General features: G+C 61.3%; 14 protein-coding genes. 10 read left to right on the top strand and 4 right to left on the bottom strand.

Translation table 11 applies throughout. The annotated features are described in order from the left end of the window. Window positions 1–44 precede the first annotated feature (44 nt). The gene (locus E2F43_RS11540) at window positions 45–776 is read left to right on the top strand and encodes a hypothetical protein (protein WP_133212747.1); all 732 of its coding nucleotides are present in this window, start codon (window positions 45–47) and stop codon (window positions 774–776) included. An 11-nt stretch (window positions 777–787) separates the two neighbouring features. On the opposite strand, the gene E2F43_RS11535 is transcribed toward E2F43_RS11540, so the two are convergent. Further along, entirely contained in the window at window positions 788–2347 is a 1560-nt protein-coding gene (locus tag E2F43_RS11535) for a long-chain-fatty-acid--CoA ligase (protein WP_133212745.1), read from the bottom strand. 990 nt (window positions 2348–3337) lie between these two features. Next, a complete protein-coding gene (gene uxuA / locus E2F43_RS11530; protein WP_133212743.1) occupies window positions 3338–4516 on the bottom strand; it encodes a mannonate dehydratase in 1179 nt (392 codons plus the stop codon). A 152-nt stretch (window positions 4517–4668) separates the two neighbouring features. Here uxuA and E2F43_RS11525 point away from each other — a divergent pair, with 152 nt between their 5' ends. Genes E2F43_RS11525 through E2F43_RS11495 form a run of 7 tightly spaced genes read left to right on the top strand, consistent with a single transcriptional unit; the run spans window position 4669 to window position 15788 of the window. Further along, a complete protein-coding gene (locus E2F43_RS11525; RefSeq protein ID WP_133212741.1) occupies window positions 4669–5823 on the top strand; it encodes a Gfo/Idh/MocA family protein in 1155 nt (384 codons plus the stop codon). Window positions 5824–5831: 8 nt separating this feature from the next. Beyond that, entirely contained in the window at window positions 5832–7190 is a 1359-nt protein-coding gene (locus tag E2F43_RS11520; protein ID WP_238946863.1) for a divalent metal cation transporter, read from the top strand. 12 nt (window positions 7191–7202) lie between these two features. Continuing rightward, on the top strand, window positions 7203–8285 hold the full coding sequence (locus E2F43_RS11515) for a Gfo/Idh/MocA family protein (protein ID WP_133212737.1): 1083 nt from the start codon (window positions 7203–7205) through the stop codon (window positions 8283–8285). 1 nt (window position 8286) lies between these two features. Further along, window positions 8287–8982, top strand: coding sequence for a FadR/GntR family transcriptional regulator (locus tag E2F43_RS11510; RefSeq protein WP_133212735.1), 696 nt, complete (start codon window positions 8287–8289; stop codon window positions 8980–8982). Further along, a complete protein-coding gene (uxaC, locus tag E2F43_RS11505; RefSeq protein ID WP_133212733.1) occupies window positions 8979–10385 on the top strand; it encodes a glucuronate isomerase in 1407 nt (468 codons plus the stop codon). Before E2F43_RS11510 ends, uxaC begins: the two co-directional genes overlap by 4 nt. Beyond that, window positions 10382–11815: a mannitol dehydrogenase family protein gene (locus tag E2F43_RS11500; protein ID WP_133212731.1), complete on the top strand. Its 1434-nt coding sequence runs from the start codon at window positions 10382–10384 to the stop codon at window positions 11813–11815. The genes uxaC and E2F43_RS11500 overlap by 4 nt, the downstream gene beginning before the upstream one ends. Window positions 11816–11873: 58 nt before the next feature. Continuing rightward, the gene (locus E2F43_RS11495) at window positions 11874–15788 is read left to right on the top strand and encodes a DUF7133 domain-containing protein (RefSeq protein ID WP_133212729.1); all 3915 of its coding nucleotides are present in this window, start codon (window positions 11874–11876) and stop codon (window positions 15786–15788) included. A gap of 12 nt (window positions 15789–15800) precedes the next feature. Here E2F43_RS11495 and E2F43_RS19065 read toward each other — a convergent pair whose 3' ends face one another. Beyond that, complete coding sequence (locus E2F43_RS19065) at window positions 15801–16154, bottom strand: transmembrane 220 family protein (RefSeq protein WP_165954278.1); 354 nt, start codon at window positions 16152–16154, stop codon at window positions 15801–15803. Between the two features lie 102 nt (window positions 16155–16256). On the opposite strand from E2F43_RS19065, the gene E2F43_RS11485 reads away from it, so the two are divergent. Both E2F43_RS11485 and E2F43_RS11480 read left to right on the top strand, forming a co-directional pair. Beyond that, window positions 16257–18128, top strand: a complete 1872-nt coding sequence (locus tag E2F43_RS11485) for a TonB-dependent receptor plug domain-containing protein (protein ID WP_133212725.1) — start codon at window positions 16257–16259, stop codon at window positions 18126–18128. 30 nt (window positions 18129–18158) lie between these two features. Beyond that, window positions 18159–18866: a 3-keto-disaccharide hydrolase gene (locus tag E2F43_RS11480; RefSeq protein WP_165954277.1), complete on the top strand. Its 708-nt coding sequence runs from the start codon at window positions 18159–18161 to the stop codon at window positions 18864–18866. A 30-nt stretch (window positions 18867–18896) separates the two neighbouring features. Here E2F43_RS11480 and E2F43_RS11475 read toward each other — a convergent pair whose 3' ends face one another. Then, entirely contained in the window at window positions 18897–20507 is a 1611-nt protein-coding gene (locus tag E2F43_RS11475; RefSeq protein ID WP_133212721.1) for an AMP-binding protein, read from the bottom strand. Between the last annotated feature and the right edge of the window lie 97 nt (window positions 20508–20604).

Here is a 20604-nt window from a genome sequence, read left to right as displayed (position 1 = left end):
GCTGCGATATTGAGAGCCTGTAACAGTGTAAAGGAGTCGATCCATTGGCTACACGAGACAGCACACGGAGTGCAGCCGGTTCACTGGAAAGGGGACTGGCCGGTGATTATGAGCTTGGCCTGGGTGGTTGGTTAGCGGAAGCCTGGGACAGGGTAGGAGGGAACAAGGGCACCATTTGGATGGCGGTGCTGTTTTATCTCAGTCTGGCTTTTCTGATCGGCATGTTCTTCGGCATATTGAATACACCGCCGATTGACCCGGGTACGGTGCAGCCTCCCACCGTGATCGAATTGATCGGCAATATCGTATCAGGGCTGGTGCTGATGCCAATGGCCGTTGGCCTTGGCTTCCTGGCCACGGCCGTGGCGATGGGAGAGAAGCCAAACCCGAAGAGCCTGTTCGCCTGGTATGACAAGACCCTGAAGATATTCCTGACCGCCTTGTTGATGAATAGCCTTATTTTGCTTGGGTTTCTCCTGCTGGTGCTGCCCGGGATCTACCTGTTGGTAAGCTACCAGATAGCGCTGCCCCTGATGGTCGATAAAAAGCTGGGTCCCTGGGAGGCCCTGGAGACTTCCCGGAAGATAATTGGCCACCACTGGTTTGTGGTCCTGGCGTTTGATATCACGGCGCTATTGATCCTGACAGCCTCGACCATGCTGCTCGGCATCCCGCTGATCTGGGCGGTGCCTTTTCTGGTTATCGCGTTCGGAATTCTCTACCGGAACCTGGCCGGTATCGAGGCGGACACCCTGGACCGGGTGCTCGCCAGGTGACCGGTGCCGGCCTAGAAAGGGGCCGGCCCCGGATACGCCTCGCGGAGTTGGGGCTTGAGTAATTTGCCGGAAGGATTGCGGGGTAGCGTTTCGACCACCTCATAGAGCTGTGGCACCTTGTAGCCGGCCAGTCTCTCCCTGCACCAGGCGCGGAGGCTGGCCGCGTCGGGTTTCGCCCCCGGCGCAGCGACCACCAGGGCCAGGGGCGTTTCTCCCCATTTTGCTGACGGCATGCCGATCACTGCCGCTTCCGCGACGTCCGGGCAGGCGGCCAGGACATTCTCCAGTTCTGCCGGATAGATATTTTCGCCACCGGAGATAATCATGTCCTTTTTTCGATCGCAGATGGTAATGAAGCCTTCTTCATCCCAGGTACAGATGTCACCGGTGTGCAGCCAGCCGTCACGCAGGGTTTCCGCCGTGGCCCGGGGATTGTTCCAGTATTCTTTCATCATGTGCCGGCCCGCGAGCAGTAGTTCGCCGGGCTCACTACTCCCCATGGGAATGATGTCGCCCTGGCCGTTGACGATTTTTGCCTCGGTGTGCATCTGCGGCCGTCCACAGGAACCGGCCCTGGCGGCGGCGTCCCCGGGCAGCAACAGGGTCCCGGGGCCGCAGGATTCCGTCAGCCCGTAAGCCTGGTGGATGCTTACCCCAAGCGCGGCCCAGGCCTCCAGTAATGAAACCGGGACCGGCGCGGCGCCGGTGGCAATCCAGCGGACCGAGGAGATGTCGCTGCTTTCCCGCTGCGGTGCCTGCAGCATGAATTGCAGCAGGGCGGGCACCGCCATGAAGATGCTGACCTTTTCCGTGTCGATACACTGGAACATGGCGGCCATGTCCAGGTCACGCATTATCACCCCGGTGGCGCCCCGGTGAACCAGCAGGGAAGTCGGGTTCAGGCAGCCCACATGAAACATCGGCAGGGCCAGCAGGAAACGATCGTCGCCGCGCATGTCCGAGGTTGCCATGCTGGTCAATTGTGACCAGAGCATGCCATCGTGGCTGTGGACTGCACCTTTCGGGTGCCCCGTGGTGCCGGAGGTGTACATGATAAAGAGATTGTCGTCATCACTGGCACCTACGGGCGGTTCGCTATCGCTCGCTACCGCCTGCACCGCGTCGTAGTCTTCCGCCCAGTCGGGAGTTTTTCCTTCGCCAGCCTGGCAGCGCAGCCAGTGCTCGCAGGGAAGCGCGCCACCGCTGCCGTCTCGCAGTTCCGCCACGGTCTGGTCAAACTCACTGTCGAATAACAGGACGACGGCGCCCGAGTCCTGGAGGATGTAAGCGATTTCTGCCCCCACCAGGCGCCAGTTGACCGGCACCATCACCGCGCCGATTTTGGCGATCGCGAAGTAGCTTTCGACGAATTCAATGCCGTTTTTCAACAGGGTTGCCACCCGATCGCCGGGCTGCACGCCGCGGGCCAGCAAGGCATTGGCCGTGGCGTTACTGCGGGCGTTCAAGCGGGCAAAGCTGAACCGGCGCTGTCGCTCCCATTCGACAAACGCCTCCCTGTTCGGGGTGATGCTCGCACGCTTTGTCAGCAGTGTTCCGATGTTGTTGCGCATGGTCAAAAATCTCGCTGGAGAGGGAACGGCAGTATTTCATCCCTCAACGCTCCCGTCATGCCGCCGCGTCGCAATTTCTGAACCGCTTGAGGAATAATATTTGGGGTCAGAGTAAAAACGTCCGCCCGGGCTGAAGCGCCGCAACTCCGTGAGAGTTTTTACTCTGACCCCAAATATGCCGAATCCGAGCCACGAGACGTCGGCCCTGGTGGAAGCCACGGGAAGAGGTCGGGACCAGGGGCAGCAACTGGGTGGCAACCTCGTCAGTATTGTCGATTCGACACTGAGTGAGGATGACTTGAATAAGTGCCAGCGGCTGACGAGGGACGTCCACGCATTGAGAATATTGCTGGAATCCTATGGGTCAGAAAAATCACCGGAAACTTGCTAGCGTAATTGAAATGAACCATTTCGCGGCGTCTGATCAGGGGATTATTGCAGGTCCTGAACGGCTAGTGGCCCAGGACTACAGCCATATGAGCCGGTAGGTATTCAATAGCCAGGCAGTCGGGCCGGATCTTTGATAACACTGGCTGTAGCTGGCCCCGAGAGCCAGTTGAAGAAGACCGGTGACTTTGTCTCGGCCTACATGGAAGAGGTGCCTGTGATTGTGGCCCGAAGGTCGGACGGTAAGTAGCGGTGAGTATTAACAACTGCCCCGCCGGAGCTTGCGCGAAGGCCGCTCTGACCCGGGCAATACCGCAGTTCCGTTAGCCTGCCAGGGGTCCGAGGCCGGTCGCCACGAATACCGCGAGTACTGCCATGGCAGTGCTGAAAGAGATTATCTGAGTCATTACGACACCCCGACTGTTAGATTTTTATAGCGTCAAGAAATACCACACTCCAGAGGAGTGGAGCGAATATAACCGCAATCACGGCAATTGCAAAGCGCCACCAGCGGATATTTGGGGTCGGAGTAAAAAAGGGTTTGAGTGGTTGGCCCAACGCGCGGGGAAGCAATAGTTTTTACTCTGACCCCAAATATGAGCACTAGCGGCGTAGGTATTCCAGGGTGTGGATAACGCCGCGCAGTTCCGCCAGGCCCTTCAGCCTGCCGCCGAACGAGTAGCCGGGATTGACCCCGCTTTGGCCGATCTCGTCGCCGAGCAGGTGGCCGTGATCGGGGCGCATGGGAATGCTGTCGTTGCGGCCCTGTTGGCGGCGGGCCTGTTCCTCATCCAGCAGCGCCTGGATCAGGCCGACCATGTCGTTGTCGCCATCCAGGTGCTCCGACTCAAAGAACGAGCCGTCGGTTTCGCGCTTGATGTTACGCAGGTGGACAAAGTGAATCTGCGGTCCGAACTCGCGCACCATCTGCACCAGGTCGTTGTCGGCGCGGGCGCCGAAGGAGCCGGCGCAAAGCGTCAGACCGTTACTCACACTGGGTACCGCCGCCATCAAAGCCCGCGCATCATCGGCTGTGGACACCACTCGGGGCAAACCGAACAGCGAAAAGGGCGGGTCGTCGGGATGAATGCACATTCGCACACCCGCCGCTTCGGCGACCGGGATCACCTCCTCCAGGAAGGCGAACAGGTTGGCACGCATGCCGTCATTGCCGAGCGCAATAAATTCGGCAATGGCCGCGCGAATGCCGTCACGATCATAGGAGCCCTCGCCGCCGGGTAGGCCGGCGATGATGTTTTCTTCCAGCAGACGCTGCTCTTCGTCGCTCATCGCTTCCAACCTTGCCCTGGCCCGGTCGAGCAGTTCTTCGGGATAGTCGGCGGCCGCGTTTTCCCGCTGCAGCAGGTACACGTCGTAGGCCGCGAAGTCGGTCATTTCGAAGCGCAGGGCCTGGGAGGCGTTGGGCAGGCGGTAGGCCAGGTTGGTGCGGGTCCAGTCCACGACAGGCATAAAGTTGTAGCAGACTGTACCTACTCCGGCGGCACCCACGTTGCGCACCGATGCTTTATAGTTTTCCAGCCACTGTTGGTAGTTGCCCTTGCGCGTCTTGATCTCGTTGTGCAGCGGGATGCTTTCCACCACCGACCAGGTCAGGCCGTGGGCCTCAATCTGCGCTTTGCGCTCGCGTACCTCAGCGACAGGCCAGGCTTCCCCGGTGGGGATGTGATGCAGGGAGGTGACCACGCCGGTCGCACCGGCCTGGACGATATTCTCCAGGGTAACCGGGTCATCGGGGCCAAACCAGCGCCAGGTCTGTTCCATGGTTTAGTATCCTGTGATGGGTAAACGCGCGTCCAGTTCACGCTTGACAGCTATCGGCCAGACCTCTAAATTGGCCTGACCAATTTTTCAGGGTCAAGTTTGACCCACCTGCGGATTTTAGGCAAGCACCCGAAGGCTTGCGACGGCACGGTATGAGCGAAAATAACGAAATACGACTGGGTGTCGTCGGGCTGGGAAACATCGCCCGCCAGCACATTGAAAATGTGACCTCGGGTGCCGTGCCTGGCTGCAAGTTGACCGCCATTTGCGCCAGGCAGCCCACTGAGCTGGCGCAAACGCTGGGCGTGCAATACTTTGCAAGCTATCAGGAAATGGTTCGCAGCGGCCTGTGCGATGCCATTCTGGTGGCGACCCCCAGCTTTACCCACCTCGAGATTGGCCGCGCCGTTCTCGACGCCGGATTGCACCTGATGATGGAGAAACCGATCGGCCTCTCGGTGCAGGAGGGCGAGCAATTGCTGGCCCGGCAGGGCCCGGAGCAGGTGTTCGCCCTCATGCTCAACCAGCGTACGGACCCCTTGTTCCAGAAGATGCGCGATTGCCTGCAGCAGGGTGAACTGGGCGCGATCACCAGAACCCACTGGACCATGACCAACTGGTTTCGCCCGCAGGTGTACTTCCAGGTCAGCGACTGGCGGGCCACCTGGCGGGGCGAGGGCGGGGGGTTGCTGGTCAACCAGTGCATCCACAATCTGGATATCTTCCAGTGGTTGGCGGGCATGCCGGAGTCCCTGCGCGGCTATTGCCGCTTCGGTCGTTACCACGATATCGAGGTGGAGGACGAGGCGACCGCCTATTTGCAGTACGCCAACGGTGCCAGCGGCGTCTTTATCGGCTCCACCGGCGAAGCGCCGGGGGTCAATCGGCTGGACATCGTCGGTGACCGGGGCAGCCTCTACTTCGATGGCGAGCGCCTGCTGCTGAGCCGCAACACGCCGGCGACCAGCCAGTACAACCGCGAAACACGGGATATGTTTGGCATGCCGGCCTGTGAAGCCACAGACATCACACCCGACCGCAACGTCAACCAGCACGCGCGGGTGCTGGCCAATTTCGCCGCCGCCATCCAGTCGGGGGAACCACTGATCGCCCCCGCCAGTGACGGGCTCAATTCCCTGGCATTGGCCAATGCCATGCTGCTGTCCACCTGGGAATCACGGGAAGTCAGCCTGCCTCTGGCGAGCGACGTCTACCAGCGGGCGCTGCAGCAACGGCTGGACGGTTCCAGCCTGAGGCAAAAGGCCGATATCGACGCCAACATAGACATGAGCGCCTCTTACCGATGAGCGAAGCCATGAGCAGCCCCGAAACCGAACAACTGGCGCTATTGGCCAGCAGGCCGGCCTGGGCCCGGGTGCCGGGCTACCTGCGGCTCAGTGGCCCCGGCTGGTTGCAGGGCGCCATGACCCTGGGCGGTGGCAGTGCCATTACCTCGCTGACGATCGGCGCGGTTTACGGCTATGAATTGCTGTGGGTGCAGCCGCTGGCAATGATGATCGGCTGCATCATGTTGTTTGCGCTGTCCCACCAGACCCTGAGTACCGGGATAAAACCCTTCGAGGCCATGCGCAAACATGTCAGTCCGGCGCTGGCCTGGCTGTGGGCGATAGCGGCGCTGGCCTCCAGTATCATCTGGGGGTTTTCCCACTACCCCCTGAGCGCGGGGATGCTGGAGGAAATTATTGCGGTAGGCACCGGCTTCAGCCTGCAGCGCGAGGCGGGCGCCGCCCGGGAGTTGTTCCTGTTCGCCTTGGCGGTCCTGGTGTGGATGCTCTGTGCCTATACGGCCTGGCATTACGGCGCCGGGGGGCGGGCGGTCATGCTGTTCGAAAACGCGATCAAGGTTCTCAGCGGCATGATCATTGTCGCCTTCGCGTGGGTAGTCATTCGCGCCAGTCTCAGTGGCCAGGTGGACTGGGCAGCGGTGCTGGCCGGGTACATTCCCGGGCGCCTGCCTGATGACGCCGCCGGCGTGACCACGGTCATGGCTGCGCTGGGTACCGCCGTGGGTATTAACATGACCTTTGTCTACGGCTACACCTTGCTGGATCGAGGCTGGGGCAGGGCCCACCGAGAGCTTTCCCGGTGGGACATTGTCATGGGTCTGGTGATTCCCTATATCCTGGTCACGGGCCTGATTTCCATTGCTGCCGCTGGCGCCTTTTACGGCAGTGACATGAGCATCGAGGGTAAGTTGAGCCCAGCCCAGGCCGGTGCGATGTTCGCCGATGCGGGCATGGGGCCGATCACCGGTCGCCTGATATTCGCGCTGGGGATCCTGGGCATGGCCGTTGGATCCCTGGTCATGCATATGCTCTGCTGCGGTGCCGCTGCCGGTGCCATGTTCGGTTGGGAAAACCACAGTACACCGTACCGCCTCGCCCTGTTACTGCCGACCCCAGCGGTCCTGGGCGTATTCCTGTGGTCCAGCATGGGCGCCTATGTGATTTTGCCCACCTCCGCCATTTGCGGCCTTCTGCTGCCCATCGCCTACCTGGGCTGGCTGTTCCTCAACAACAACCGTGAATATCTCGGTAACGATTGTCCCACCGGCGGTAAGCGGCTCGTTTTCAATACCGCGATGGTGGTCTGCATTGTTGTGGTCCTGGCGAGTGTCGTTTACAGCACGTCCGTGGCCATGGGCTGGATCTAGGGAGAGCGCACTGTGGTCGATATCAAGGATGGCGCCAATTATGCGCCCACCAGCCGGGCGGAAGCCGTGGTCTCCCCGGGGGAGTTCTGCTTTGCCTCCGCGTACCTGGATCACGGACACATTTATGGCCAGACCAATGGCCTGCGCGATGCCGGCGCGACGCTCAAATACGTTTACGACCCGGACCCGGAGAAGGTCAGGAAATTCTGCGAGGCCTATCCCGGCGTAGTGGTCGCGGAGAGTTTCGAGCAGATTCTGGCCGACCCCGCCGTCCGGCTGGTTAACGCCGCCGCCATTCCCGACCAGCGTGCCACCATCGGTATCAGGGTGATGGAATCGGGTAGGGACTACTTGACCGACAAGTCGCCGTTTACCTCGCTGGAGCAACTCGAAGCCGTGCGCAAGGTGGTTGCGCAGACGGGACGCAAATACGCGGTTTACTACGCCGAACGGCTGCACAACGATGCGGCCTGGCGGGCGGGCGAACTCATTGCCCAGGGCGCCCTCGGCAGGGTGTTGCAGGTGCTGAACCTTGCGCCGCATCGGCTGGCCCCGGAGACCCGCCCCGACTGGTTTTTCAACAAGCGCCATTACGGCGGCATTCTGACCGACATCGGATCCCACCAGGTCGAGCAGTTTCTGACCTACGCCGGCTGCAACAGTGCCCACATCAACTTCGCCAGGGTCGAAAACTTCAGTCACCCCGACAAGCCGGGGCTGGAGGATTTTGGTGAATTGTCCCTGACCGGCGACAACGGCGCCTCGTTTTACACCCGGGTGGACTGGTATACCCCCGAGGGCCTGCGTACCTGGGGTGACGGGCGTTGCTTCATCGTTGGCACCGAGGGCACCATGGAGTTGCGCAAGTACCTCGATGTGGGCGGGGCAGCGCCGTCTTCAAAACTGATCCTGGTGGACGGCTCTGGCGAGTCGGTGGAGGAATGCCAGGACACCACCGGCTTTCCGTACTTCGGACAGTTGATTCTCGATTGTATACATCGCACAGAAAATGCCATGACCCAGGCCCACGCTTTCCTTGCGGCGGAACTCAGCATGCGGGCCCAGGCACTGGCAGACAGGGCGAGGGGACAGTGACGTGAAGCCATCGATAGAGGCGATAAAAGTGCGCCGGCTTTACCTGCAGGTAGCCGAGCAGTTACAGCAACTGATTGAAAATGGTGCCTTTGCCATCGGCAGCCGCCTGCCGGCAGAACGGGAATTGGCCAGTCAGTTCGGGGTAAGCCGGCCCACCATCCGCGAAGCCATGATTGCTCTGGAAATCAGCGGGCTGGTGGAAGTGCGGTCCGGGTCCGGTGTGTACGTGCTGGAGCGGGCAGGCACCCGTCAGTTACCCGAGATGCAGGCACCCGGCCCCTTTGAGATTCTGGAAGCGCGAGGTCTGTTTGAAGGTGAGGCCTGCGCTCTCGCCGCACAGCGTATCAACGCCGATCAGCTGGACCGCCTGGCCCAACTGCTGGCCGCCATGGAGCAGGAGGGGCAGTCGGTGGAGCAGGCGGAGGCGTTCGACCAGCAGTTTCACTGCGGGATTGCAGAGGCCAGCGGTAACAGTGCGATCAGTGCCACGGTGGCCTGGCTCTGGCAACTGCGTAATGGGTCGGAAATCAGTACCCGCTTTCACCAGCGGGTCCGGGAGGAGGGCAGCCGGCCCATTGTTGCCGACCATGAGGCGATTCTGCAGGCGCTGCGCGAACACGATAGCAACGCCGCCCGGGGCGCCATGGCAAACCACCTGCAGCGCGTGATCGACAGCCTCATGGAGCAATCGGGATGAGCCTGTTGCACCCCGATCGGCTGTTCGCCAGTTGCCCGCAGCAGCGGGCCATTGCCCGGGAACTGTATGAGCAGGTGGCTTCACTGCCCATCATCAGTCCCCATGGACACACGGACCCCCGCTGGTTCGCCGATAACCGGCCCTTTGCCAACGCCAGCGAGCTGTTATTGCAACCGGACCATTACCTGTTGCGGATGCTTTACAGCCAGGGCTATTCCATGGATGCCCTCGGCATCACCCGCAGCGATGGTACAGCCAGTGGCGCGGACCCGGCAGCTGTCTGGCAGATTTTTGCCGACAACTATCACCTGTTCCGGGGCACGCCGACCCGGATGTGGATGGATCACGTGTTTGCCGAGGTCTTCGACCTGGACGAACTACTCCATGCGGGCAATGGCCAGCAGTTCTACGCCGAAATCAATCGCCAGTTGGCAACGCCCCGATTTCTTCCCCGGGCATTGTTCGAACGCTTCAACATCGAGGTGATAGCCACCACGGAATCGCCGCTGGACCCGCTGGCGTCCCACCGCAAGCTGCGGGACGACCCCTGGCCTGGCCGGGTGATCACCGCCTTCCGCCCTGACCCGGTAGTGGATCCGGAGTTCGAGGGCTTTGCCGCCAACATTGCCGAACTCGCGCGAATCAGTGGTGAAGCCTGTGACAGCTACGCCGGCTACCTGGCAGCGCTGCGAGAGCGGCGGGCGTTTTTCAGGCGGATGGGCGCCACCTCCACTGACCACGGTCACCCCAGCGCCGTGACTGCCGACCTCAGTGCCGATCAATGCGAGTCGCTCTACCAGGGGGCGCTGGCGGGGGCACTGACCGGTCCCGAGGCCGAGCAGTTCCGGGGCCAGATGCTGCTGGAAATGGCGTTGATGAGTCTCGAGGATGGCCTGGTCATGCAGCTGCATCCGGGAGTTTTCCGCAATCACAACCCGCAGCTGTTCGCAGAGTACGGGCGTGACAAGGGTGCGGATATCCCCTTGCCGGGAGAGTTCGTCAAAGCCCTCAAGCCCTTGCTCGACCGGGTCGGCAATGAGCCCGGGTTTACCCTGATACTGTTTACCCTGGATGAAACCACCTACAGCCGTGAGCTGGCGCCCCTTGCCGGACACTATCCCTGTCTGAAGCTGGGCCCAGCCTGGTGGTTCCACGATAGTCCCGAGGGCATGCTGCGTTACCGGCGGCAGGTCACCGAAACCGCGGGTTTTTACAACACCGTGGGGTTCAACGACGACACTCGCGCCTTCCTGTCGATTCCCGCACGGCACGATATGGCGCGGCGAATCGACTGCCGCTTCCTGGCGCAGCTGGTGGCGGAACACCGCCTGCAAATGGATGAGGCCCGCGAACTGGCAGTCGACCTCGCGGTCAATCTCGCCAGGGAGGCCTACCGGTTGTGAGCGAACGACTTTCCCAACGCAGTCTGCCACAGGTCAACGCCGGGGTCCGGGCGCCCACCTACGACTGGCAGCGACTGGAGCCAGGTATCGTGCACCTGGGGCTGGGCGCTTTCCATCGCGCCCACCAGGCGGTGTTTACCGAGGACGCCATTCTTCATTCTGGCGGAAACTGGGGTATTACCGGCGTGTCGATGCGCAGCGACAGCGTCGCCAGGCAACTGTTGCCCCAGGACTGCCTGTACTCGGTGCTGGCCGAAGATGGCCGGGAGCAATCGCTGCGGGTGGTCGCCGTGGTCAGAAATGTACTGGTTGCAGCGACCCAGCTCGAGGCGGTGTGCCAGGCCATTGCCAGTCCGCGGACCCGTATCGTGTCGCTGACGATTACCGAGAAAGGGTACTGCACGGGTGCCGATGGATGCTCGCTGGACCGTGACCATGTCCAGCTGCGTTCCGATCTCGACAATCCGCAGCAACCGACTTCCGCCATTGGTGTGCTGGCCCTGGCGCTGGAGCGTCGGCGCCTGCAGGGCGGCCAGCCGCTGACCCTTATCAGTTGTGACAACCTGTCGGCCAATGGCCGGGTGCTGGCGGCGGTACTCAGGGAGTACGCGGGCCTGGTGTTCCCCGAATTATCCGGGTGGCTGGAGGAACATACCCGCTACCCCTGCAGTATGGTCGACCGGATTGTACCGGCGGCCGCGGCGCGGCAGCAGGCAGCCCAGAGTGCGATGCTGGGGCTGGATGACAAGGCCGCCATTGCCACAGAGCGATTTAACCAGTGGATCATAGAGGATGATTTCTGCAGCGAGCGCCCGGCATGGGACGCCGTCGGGGTGCAGTTTGTTGACAATATCCTGCCTTACGAGCGGATCAAGCTCGGGCTGGTCAATGCGACCCATTCGGCGATCGCCTATGCAGGACTGCTGGCCGGCAGGGAAACTGTCGATGAGGTGGTCTCCGACCCGACCCTGGGGGGATATGTCCACAGGCTGATGACACGGTCGTTGGTTCCGGCGCTGAGCGTCCCCGCGGGTTTTGACCTCAACAGCTACGTCGAACAGCTGTGGGTCCGGTTCAGCAACCCGTGCCTGCGACATCGCTGTGCCCAGATCGCAATGGACGGCAGCGAGAAAATCAGCCAGCGCTGGCTGCCGGTATTACAGCAGGCAACGCGGCCGGAAGAACTGCTCAAGGCGCTGGCCTGCTGGTGCTATTACGTGCTCGATTCAGCGCTTGATATCAGTGACCCCCGGGCGGATCAGTTACTTGCGCTGCGCGCCAGCGGCGATCCGACGAGGCTTCAGGGCGTATTGGCCTACGCCCGCATCACCGCCGAATCGGTGCCCGGCTACCCTCAACTGTGTGAGCAGCTTGAACAGAACATCAACAGGATCCGGCGGGAAGGTGTCCGTGCTTTCCTGGCGGAATAACAGCAATGACTGGCGGTAAAAACCAACGTCAATAAACCAAGACAATCGCGACCCACCTATGAAAAAGTTACTTTCTACACTGATTATTGCTGCCATTGCCGTCGGTATTTATGTCTGGCTCGGCAGGACCACCGGTGAAGCGTTCCAGGTCGAAGAGGGCTACCGCCTGCTCTACGACGGCGACAGTCTCGCGGGCTGGCGGGTGATTGGCGGAGAATCCACGTTCGAGGCGGACGGTGACGCCATCAAAGGGGTACATGGTCCCGGCGAAAATACCTTCCTGCGCACCGAGAAGACCTTTGCCGACTTCAATCTGCGCATGCAGATGCGCTGGGATGAGCCGGGTAATTCCGGTGTACTGTTTCGCGCCCAACAGCGCGAATCCGACGGCAGGGCCTACGGCTATCAGTACGAGCTGGACCACTCGGAGCGATCCTGGAGCGGAGGCATTTATGACGAGGCCCGACGCGGCTGGTTGTATACCCTGGAGCACGACCAGGCGGCCAGGGAGGCGATCAGACTGGATGACTGGAACGATATAGAAATCGAGGCGCGCGGCAGCAAGTTGCAGACCTGGCTCAACGGCGTGCCGGTAGCTACGGTAATCGACGCCTTTGATGCCGAGGGCTTTATTGCACTGCAGGTACACGCCGGTGACATCGGCGTCATGCGCTGGCGTCATATCAGAATCAGGGAGTTGGAACCCCTTGCCGAAGCGGGCGCCCCGCTCACCGCAGATGACTGGGGTCTGGAAGGCCTCGATGTGATCGATATCGTGGACGGGACGCTGTCTGGAGAGACCTCCAGCGCAGCACAGTGGCTGAGCCCCAGACGTCGCTTCAGCGACGCCAGTATCAGCTTTGGTGTGCCTGCCTGCGAGCAACCCACCGTGGTGCGCATGCGCTACGACGACGGCGAGATGAATGGCAGTGAGTCATTTGTCGAGGTTGCGATCTATCGCGACCGTGCCACCGGGCGCCTGGTAACGCCGAAATCGGTGCAGGTGTTCGACGAGGTGGAACTGGCAGTGGCCGATCGGCACCGGTTTACCGGGGTGACCATTGGTGACGCTGCCACCCTCAGTGTTGGCGGGTATGACGTGGTCCGGGTGGTGGAGTCGGGACTGCTCGATCGCGGCAAGTTGCGGGTCAGCCCCGCCAATTGCGGTCCGCAATTCGAGTTGACGGATTTCCGCTGGACCTCGCTGCGGGAAAATCGCGAGGAAGTTGCTTTTTACAAGACGCTGGACACCCAGCCCGCGCCGGTACTGAGTCCGGAAGAGGCCTTGCAAAGCTTTCGCGTCGCGCCGGGATTCGAAGTTGAACTGGTGGCCGCCGAGCCGCTGGTCGAAGATCCTGTCGCGATGGCCTGGGACGCCGGGGGACGGCTCTATGTGGTGGAAATGCGCGGCTACATGCCCGACGCCTACGGGACCGGCAGCGAAGACCCGGTGGGACAGGTAGTGCGGCTCACCGACTCTGATGGCGATGGACGCATGGACAGGAGTGAGGTCTTTCTCGACCGGCTGGTGAATCCCCGGGCCGTGGCGGTGGTCAATGAGGGCGTGCTGATTGCCGAGCCGCCCAATCTCTGGTTGTGCGAATTGCCTGCGCCCGAGGCCCTGTGCAGCAACAGGCGCCGTGTGGGTGGTTATGCCGACGCCAGGGAGGCGGCGAACGTCGAACACATGGAAAACCGCCTGCTTCCCGGGCTGGATAACTGGCTGTACAACGCCAAGTCGCAACGTCGCCTGCGCCTGGTCGATGGTCAGTTGCAGCAAGAGGAGGGGCCGTTTCGCGGACAGTGGGGTATCAGCAAGGATGACTATGGGCGGCTCTACTACAACCACAACTCGACCTGGCTGCAGGCCGATTTTTTCCAGGGTGAGGACATCGTCCTGCCCGGTGTGGAGACCTTCCCGGCGGGGATCGGGGTGAACCTGACGGATCCCTCCCCGGTCTATTCGGTAAGAGTGAATCCCGGCGTCAACCGGGCTTACCTGAAAGGTACCCTGCGCGAGGATGGCCGCCTCAACCGGGCCACAGGTGTCAGCGGGCTGGTGGTTTACCGGGGCGACCAGTTTCCCGAACAATACCGCGGTCACGCTTTCGTTCCGGAGTCGGCGGCTAATGTAGTGGCGCAGTTTGCCCTGGTTGAACAAGGGCCGGCCATTATGGCCGAGCAGCAGACCTATGATGATCAACAATGGGGCCAACGCGACTTTTTTGGCTCCACTGACGAGCGGTTTCGCCCGGTCGATGCGGCCAATGGACCGGATGGCAGCCTGTACATCATCGACATGTATCGCGGCATCATACAGGACGATCACTTTCTCACGGACGAATTGCGCGAACAGATTTTCCAGCGCGGTCTGGACAAGCCCATTGGCAAGGGGCGTATCTGGCGTATTCGTCACAGGGACGGACACCCGCGTCGCGGCTTTGCCTCCCTGGCCGATGCCGACCCTGCACAACTGGTTTTGGCTTTGTCCAGCGAGAACGGCTGGACACGCGACACCGCCCAGCGGCTGTTGCTCACGCACTCCGGTGAGCAGACCGATGCTCTGGCTGAGCTGGTAACAGGGGAGGCGACGGTGCCGGCCCTGCACGCGCTCTGGGCACTGCAGGGGCGCGGTGAATTGAGCGCTGATCTGGTCGAGGCCGGATGGCGCACGGCAGATCCACAGCGCCAGATTCACGCCCTCAGGGCGGGGGCCGGGATTGTCGATGCCACCCGGCTGCTCGCGGCGGCGGAGGTTTTCGAGATGGCGGAGCCTATGGTTCAGGTGCAATATGCTTTTGCCCTCGGCCCCTGGGCCACTGAGCCCGGGGTGCGCGACGTACTGGCCGGTATTCTGCAGCGGGGCAGCGACAGCGTCTATGTGCGCCAGGCTGTTGTCAGAGCGCTACATGGGCAGGAGATGGCCTTTCTGCGGGAACACCTGGACAGCGCCCCCTATGCTGTAGAAAACGAGGGTCTGGTCAGTGCGCTGAAGTCACTGAGTGCTAACGCCTACCGCAGCATCCGTCCGGACCTGGCGAGCACCGGCCAGTCTTCCCCACGGATGCTGGCGCTCCTCTCCCTGGTAGAAAACCGGTCCGGGGAACTGAGCTGGCAGCAGGTTGCCCTCTTAGCCGGTTTTCAGGCAGTGGCACAGGCCAACGGCTTCACCCCGGCCCGGCTCGCGGAGGCCCCGCCGATTTACACCGACGGCACCATCAGCGAGAAAGACCCGCTGTGGAAAGCACGCCTGGCCTCCAGGGTGGCGTTCACCTGGCCGGGGGATGAACTGGCTCTGGGCATTACGCCGCTGAGCCCCGAGCAAATCGCGCTGATGGAGCAAGGCAAGGCCTATTACCCGACCTGTGGCAACTGCCATGGCGCCAATGGCGCCGGCACCGCCGGACTGGCCCCGGCGCTTGCGGGAGCCGGTTGGGTCACCGGGCCACCGGAGTGGCTGGCGCGGATCATCCTGCAGGGCCTGGCCGGCCCGATCGAGGTCAACGGCGAACAGTGGAATGGGCTGATGCCGCCTCACGGTCACCTGGCGGAACTGGACAATGACACGCTTGCCGGACTGATGACCTATATACGGCGCAGTTGGGGCAACAAGGCGAGCCCTGTCAGCATTGAGCAGGTCCGTGAAATCCGCACCGCCAGTGCCGACCGCAACCGGCCCTGGACGGCGCAGGAGTTGCAGGCAGTGCCCTACGATCGGGGTTATTCCCGTTTAGTCGGTAAGTACAGCCTCAGTTTTGTCACCATGACTATCGAGGAAACGGCGGAGGGACTCTTTCTTTCGGTTCCCCTTTACGGCAAGGGGCTGCTGGAGCAGGTCAGTGACAATCGCTTCAAGGGTGCCGCCGGGGGACCGGATATAGACCTGAGATTCAATCTGGAAGACGAGGGTCCGGCGACGAGTTTATCTATTTTCCGTGATGGCGAGAAACTCGTCTTTACCCGCAACGATTGAACCCGTTGCGAATCAGGGAGCACGGCGGTGCATCAACACCGCCGCCCAGACGGCAACCAATGCCAGGCCGCCAATTTCGCGGGCTTCTTCTACCGACCGGGTTTTCATGCTGATGGATTCAAACAACTCCGACGGGGACACCTGGCCCACCACCGACGGCAGCAGACTGCCCATCCACAGCAGGCAGGTCACCACCAGCACGGCGGGGTACCAGCGGGGCAGGCGCCGTCGCAACCAGGCGATGCACATGCCCGCCGCTGCCAGGTAGATGGCGACCCAGGCCCAGGGGTCGGGATCGTTGAACTGTACGAGGGCGGATGCCACATAGGCCAGCAAAAACAGGGAATTGAAAATGATGTATAGCAAGGGCGAAAAATCTCGTCTTGGAATAAAGGCTGGTCTGCGCTGTCGAAACGGCCGCGAAGCCTGCACAGTTAACCTCAAACGCGCTAATCCAGGCAATTGATTATGAAGCGAAACAGACTGTTGGTAACGGCTCTGATGATGTTGGCGGGCCAGGCTTCTGCCCGCGGCATGGAGCACACTCTGGTCACCGGCACATACGCCCCCCTGGCAGAACTGACCGCCTCCGTGTCTGTCCTGGAGCAGGTGCAAATCCAGTCGCTGAACAAACGCAGCCTGTCGGAGGTGCTGCAGACGCTACCCGGACTGCTGGTAGAGCAGCAGGGCGGCCCGGGCGGTTTGACAGCGGTTTCCATTCGCGGCGCTGAATCCAATTTCACCCTGGTGCTGCTGGACGGTGTGCCGGTCAACGACCCCACCAATTCTCGCGGTGGCGGTTTTGACTTTGCCAATCTCAACCCGGCCCTGGTGGAACGCATTGAGGTTGTGCGGGGTGCCCAGTCGGCGGTTTACGGCTCTGACGCACTGGCGGGCGTCATCAATATCATCACCCACCGGCCTGATGCCGGCCACCAGCTACAGCTGGCGGGTGAGTGGGGGAAGGACGATTTCAGCAATTACAGCCTTGGCGTGCGGGGCGCTGCAGGGCAATGGGACTATTCCCTGGCGTACGCCTATCGTGATGATGGCGAGCCCGTACCCGGCAGTACTCGCGAGAGTGATAACGTGCGCCTGCGAGTCGGCTGGGAACCGGCACAGGGGCACAGGCTGGAGCTGGGTTATCGCTACCTCGATGGTGACAGGACCAGTTATCCAGAGCAGAGTGGCGGGCCGCTGCTCGCCGCAACTGACGATCTGGACAGCAGCCGGTATCGCGATGAGGTGTATTCGCTGTCGTGGCAGGCGAGCCTGAGCGATGCCTGGACCAGTTACTTTAGCGTGGACCGGTTTCAACACGCCGAAGACTATGGCTCACCGGGAATTGTTCCTTACACCGAAGTGCCGCCTAACGGGGCGGACACTGACTTTCGCCAGGACCGCCTGCGCTGGGTGAATACAATGGCGCTTGGTCGCGCCTCAGAGGTGAATCTGGGCGCCGACTACCGTGATGAGCAAGCTGACAGTGTCGGCTACATCGATTTTTTTGGCATCGTGTTTCCCGCGGACTACCGGCTGCAACGAAGCACTCGCGGAATATTCCTCAATGGCTCCTCTGAAGTGTTCGATGGCCTGCTGCTGCAGGGCTCCGTCCGCCACGACGACCCGGATGGTATCGATGCCGAAACCACCTTCAATGTGGGCGGACGTTACCGTCTGACGGAATCCCTGTCACTCAGTGCCAACTGGGGTGACGCCTTCAAGCTGCCGAGCTTCGCGGCACTGGGGCATCCTCTGGTCGGCAACCCGGACCTGTTGCCGGAAAAAGCACGTAATCGGGACCTGGGCCTTGGCTGGCAGGTCAGCGCATCCCTTCACCTTGCCGCCACCGGCTTCCTGAACGAGTACGAAGACCTGGTGGATTTTGACAGCGAGACGTTCCGCAACGTCAATCGCAAACATATCGAGACGCGGGGGGTGGAATTGGAGATGGCCTGGCAGGTGCAGCCGAGTCTGAGCCTTCGCGGCCAGTTGACCTATACCGATATCGATGTGAAAGGGGAAGATACCGTGCTGACGGGCCGGCCGGACTGGTCGGGGTCACTGACCGGCACCTGGCAACTGTCACCGGCCTGGCAGACGACGCTGGACTACCGTTACACCGGCCAGCAGTGGTCCAGTACGCGTTTTCCCGGTTATGAGCAGTCACTGGAACTGGATGACTTTCACCGCCTCGACTGGGTGGTGCAGTGGGCCTTTGCCAGCGACTGGCAGGCGCGGCTGTCGGCAGACAACCTGCTCGCCGAGGAGTACCAGACATCGATAGGCTTCGCCGCCCCGGGAAGGGCGTTTCGGCTGGGTATTCAGTACACCCTGTAAGCGCAGAAAATGCTGTCTGTGAGGACGAAGATGAGACCTGCAGTTTTTATTTACCCGGGGTTGCTGTTGCTCGCGGCCTGCGGCAGTGATCCGGTGGTCGATCCCGGCGAGTGTGCCAACGCGCTGTCGATGGAGGAACAGCAGGCCGGCTGGCGCCTGCTGTTCGACGGCCAATCGCTGGACCAGTGGCGCAGTTACGGTGAGCAAGAGCTGAACACGGGCTGGGGGGTGGAAAATGGATGCCTTGCCCGTTTGTACCGGGGCGGGGACATTATTACCCGGGAGCAGTTCGGTGATTTCGAGCTGAAACTGGAGTGGCGTATCAGCGCGGCGGGCAACAGCGGGATTTTCATACGCGGCGACGAAAGCGGCAGCAGTATGCACCACAGCGGCGTTGAAATGCAGGTGCTGGACAATGCCGGCCACCGTGATGCCAGGGATCCCAGCCATCGTTCGGGTGCCTATTACGACATGATTGTGCCTGATCACGACACCAGCAAGCCTGTCGGTTACTGGAACCAGGTGCATATTATTGCCCTGGGACCGGCGGTGGAATTCTGGTTAAACGGCCGCCAGACTGCGCAATTCAGCCTGGGAAGCCCAAGGTGGCAGGCACTGTATGAGCAGAGCAAGTTTGCCGACAGGCCACGCTATGGCACCCTGCTCAAGGGGCACATCGGCTTGCAGGACCACGGGGATAAGGTCTGGTACCGCAAGATTCGGGTGTTGGAGCGGTAGCCGCGCCCGGTCGCCGTGGGACAATAACCCCTAGCGCTGGACCACGAATCCTGACTGTTTCAAATCCCAGGTGTCTGGCGAATTTCCCTGTTCCCGCAGCTGGAACTTCTGCACCTTCTGCGTCGGCGTATACGGCAGGGCGTCGACAAAATCCATAAATCGGGGTACGAAGAAGTAGGGCGCATTATCGTTGATAAACTGACAGATCTGTTCCGCGGTGGCGCCACTGCCCGGCTTTAACACCACGGCGAGTTTCAATTCGTCTTCGCTGTCTACCTCTTTTGAAGGAATGCCGAAAGCGGCCACATCGGCAATCTCTGGATGGCGTCTGACAATGCTTTCCACCTCCAGCGTGGAGATATTGCGTCCGGCATAACGGACGGCGTCCTTCTTGCGATCGGTAAAATAGTAGATACCGCTGTCCGGATCCTGCCGCGCCATGTCGCCGGTGAGGAACCAGTCCCCGCGGAAACTGGCCGCGGTCGCTTCCGGGTTATCGAAATAGCCGCTGAAAATAACGTGTGGACGCTTTGGCCTGATACAGATCTCCCCGGGTTCGCCCGGGGTGACCTTATTGCCGCTGTCGTCGCAAAGTTGCACGTCGATGTCGGCTGGGGGTTTGCCCAGTGCATAGGTTGGCGTATCTGCCGGGCAATCAAGCTGGTTCATGATCATCAGGCACTCGCTCATACCCAGGCCGGATTCGATCAGTTTCAGGTTGAATCGCTTTTCGAAGGGCTGCCAGATATCGGGTGCCATTGGCACAATCAGTGCCTTGCGCAGCGTGTTCTCGCCGTCGGTTTGGCGCTCGGCGGCGTTCATCAGGAAAGAGCCCATCGCTCCTACGCAGAACGTCTGGGTCGCCCCAAACCGGGTGATTCGCTCCCAGAAGCGGCTCACTGAAAACTTGTCCTCTATCACCAGGGTGATGCCGTCAATAAGCGAGCGGTAGACACAGGTAATCCAGGCGCCGGAGTTATACAGCGGCAACGGGCAGTAGCAGATGTCATCCTCTGCCGAATCGTACTGTCTGGAAGCACCACCGACGATCGCCCTGATCCAGGCGTTGTAACTTTGCATGACGCCCTTGGATTTTCCGGTGGTGCCGGAGGTCCACATAATGGCACAGGTGTCGCCATAGTCCTGGTTGCTGTAATCAGGATTCAGCGTTCCATGCTGTAACAGGGTTTCGTAGCGAACGGCGCCTTCCGGGCCATCGGTGTCGTCATCCAGCAGGACAAGTCCAGTGGCCAGTGACGTGGCTCCGGTTTCGGCTAACCTGCCCGCCAGCGCGGACTCTGAAATCACCAGCGCCGGGCGACTGCCGCTGACGGCCTGGCGCAACCACTCGCCCTTGTAATCGGTATTGATCGGCACCCATACGGCTGAGAGCTTGTTGATAGCGAGCGTGAGCAGCACCATTTCCGGCCGGTTGGAGAGGAACAGCACGACCCGGTCGCCGGCGGAGATTCCCTGTGCGGCCAGTCCCGCGGCCAGTTGGTTGGTGATCTCCTCCGCCGCGGCGTAGCTGATGCTGATGTCATCGGTGACCAGGAAGGGCTTTGCGGGACAGTTGGCAGCTTGTTGGCGGAGGATCTTGCCGAACAGTCGGTCTTCAGGGTTTTCCAGGGTCAGTTTCATTGGCGATACCGTCAATCTCGTTGCTGGCGAGTATAACCGAGGCCGCTGGTAGTGATATCGTGCTCTGCGGTTTGGGGATATACGACGGCAAGAAAGT

The sequence above is a fragment of the Seongchinamella unica genome, from assembly GCF_004354085.1.
Lineage (GTDB): Bacteria > Pseudomonadota > Gammaproteobacteria > Pseudomonadales > Halieaceae > Halioglobus > Halioglobus unicus.
The sequence above is the reverse complement of the archived record's forward strand: the minus strand, read 5'-3'. Positions and strand labels throughout refer to the sequence as shown.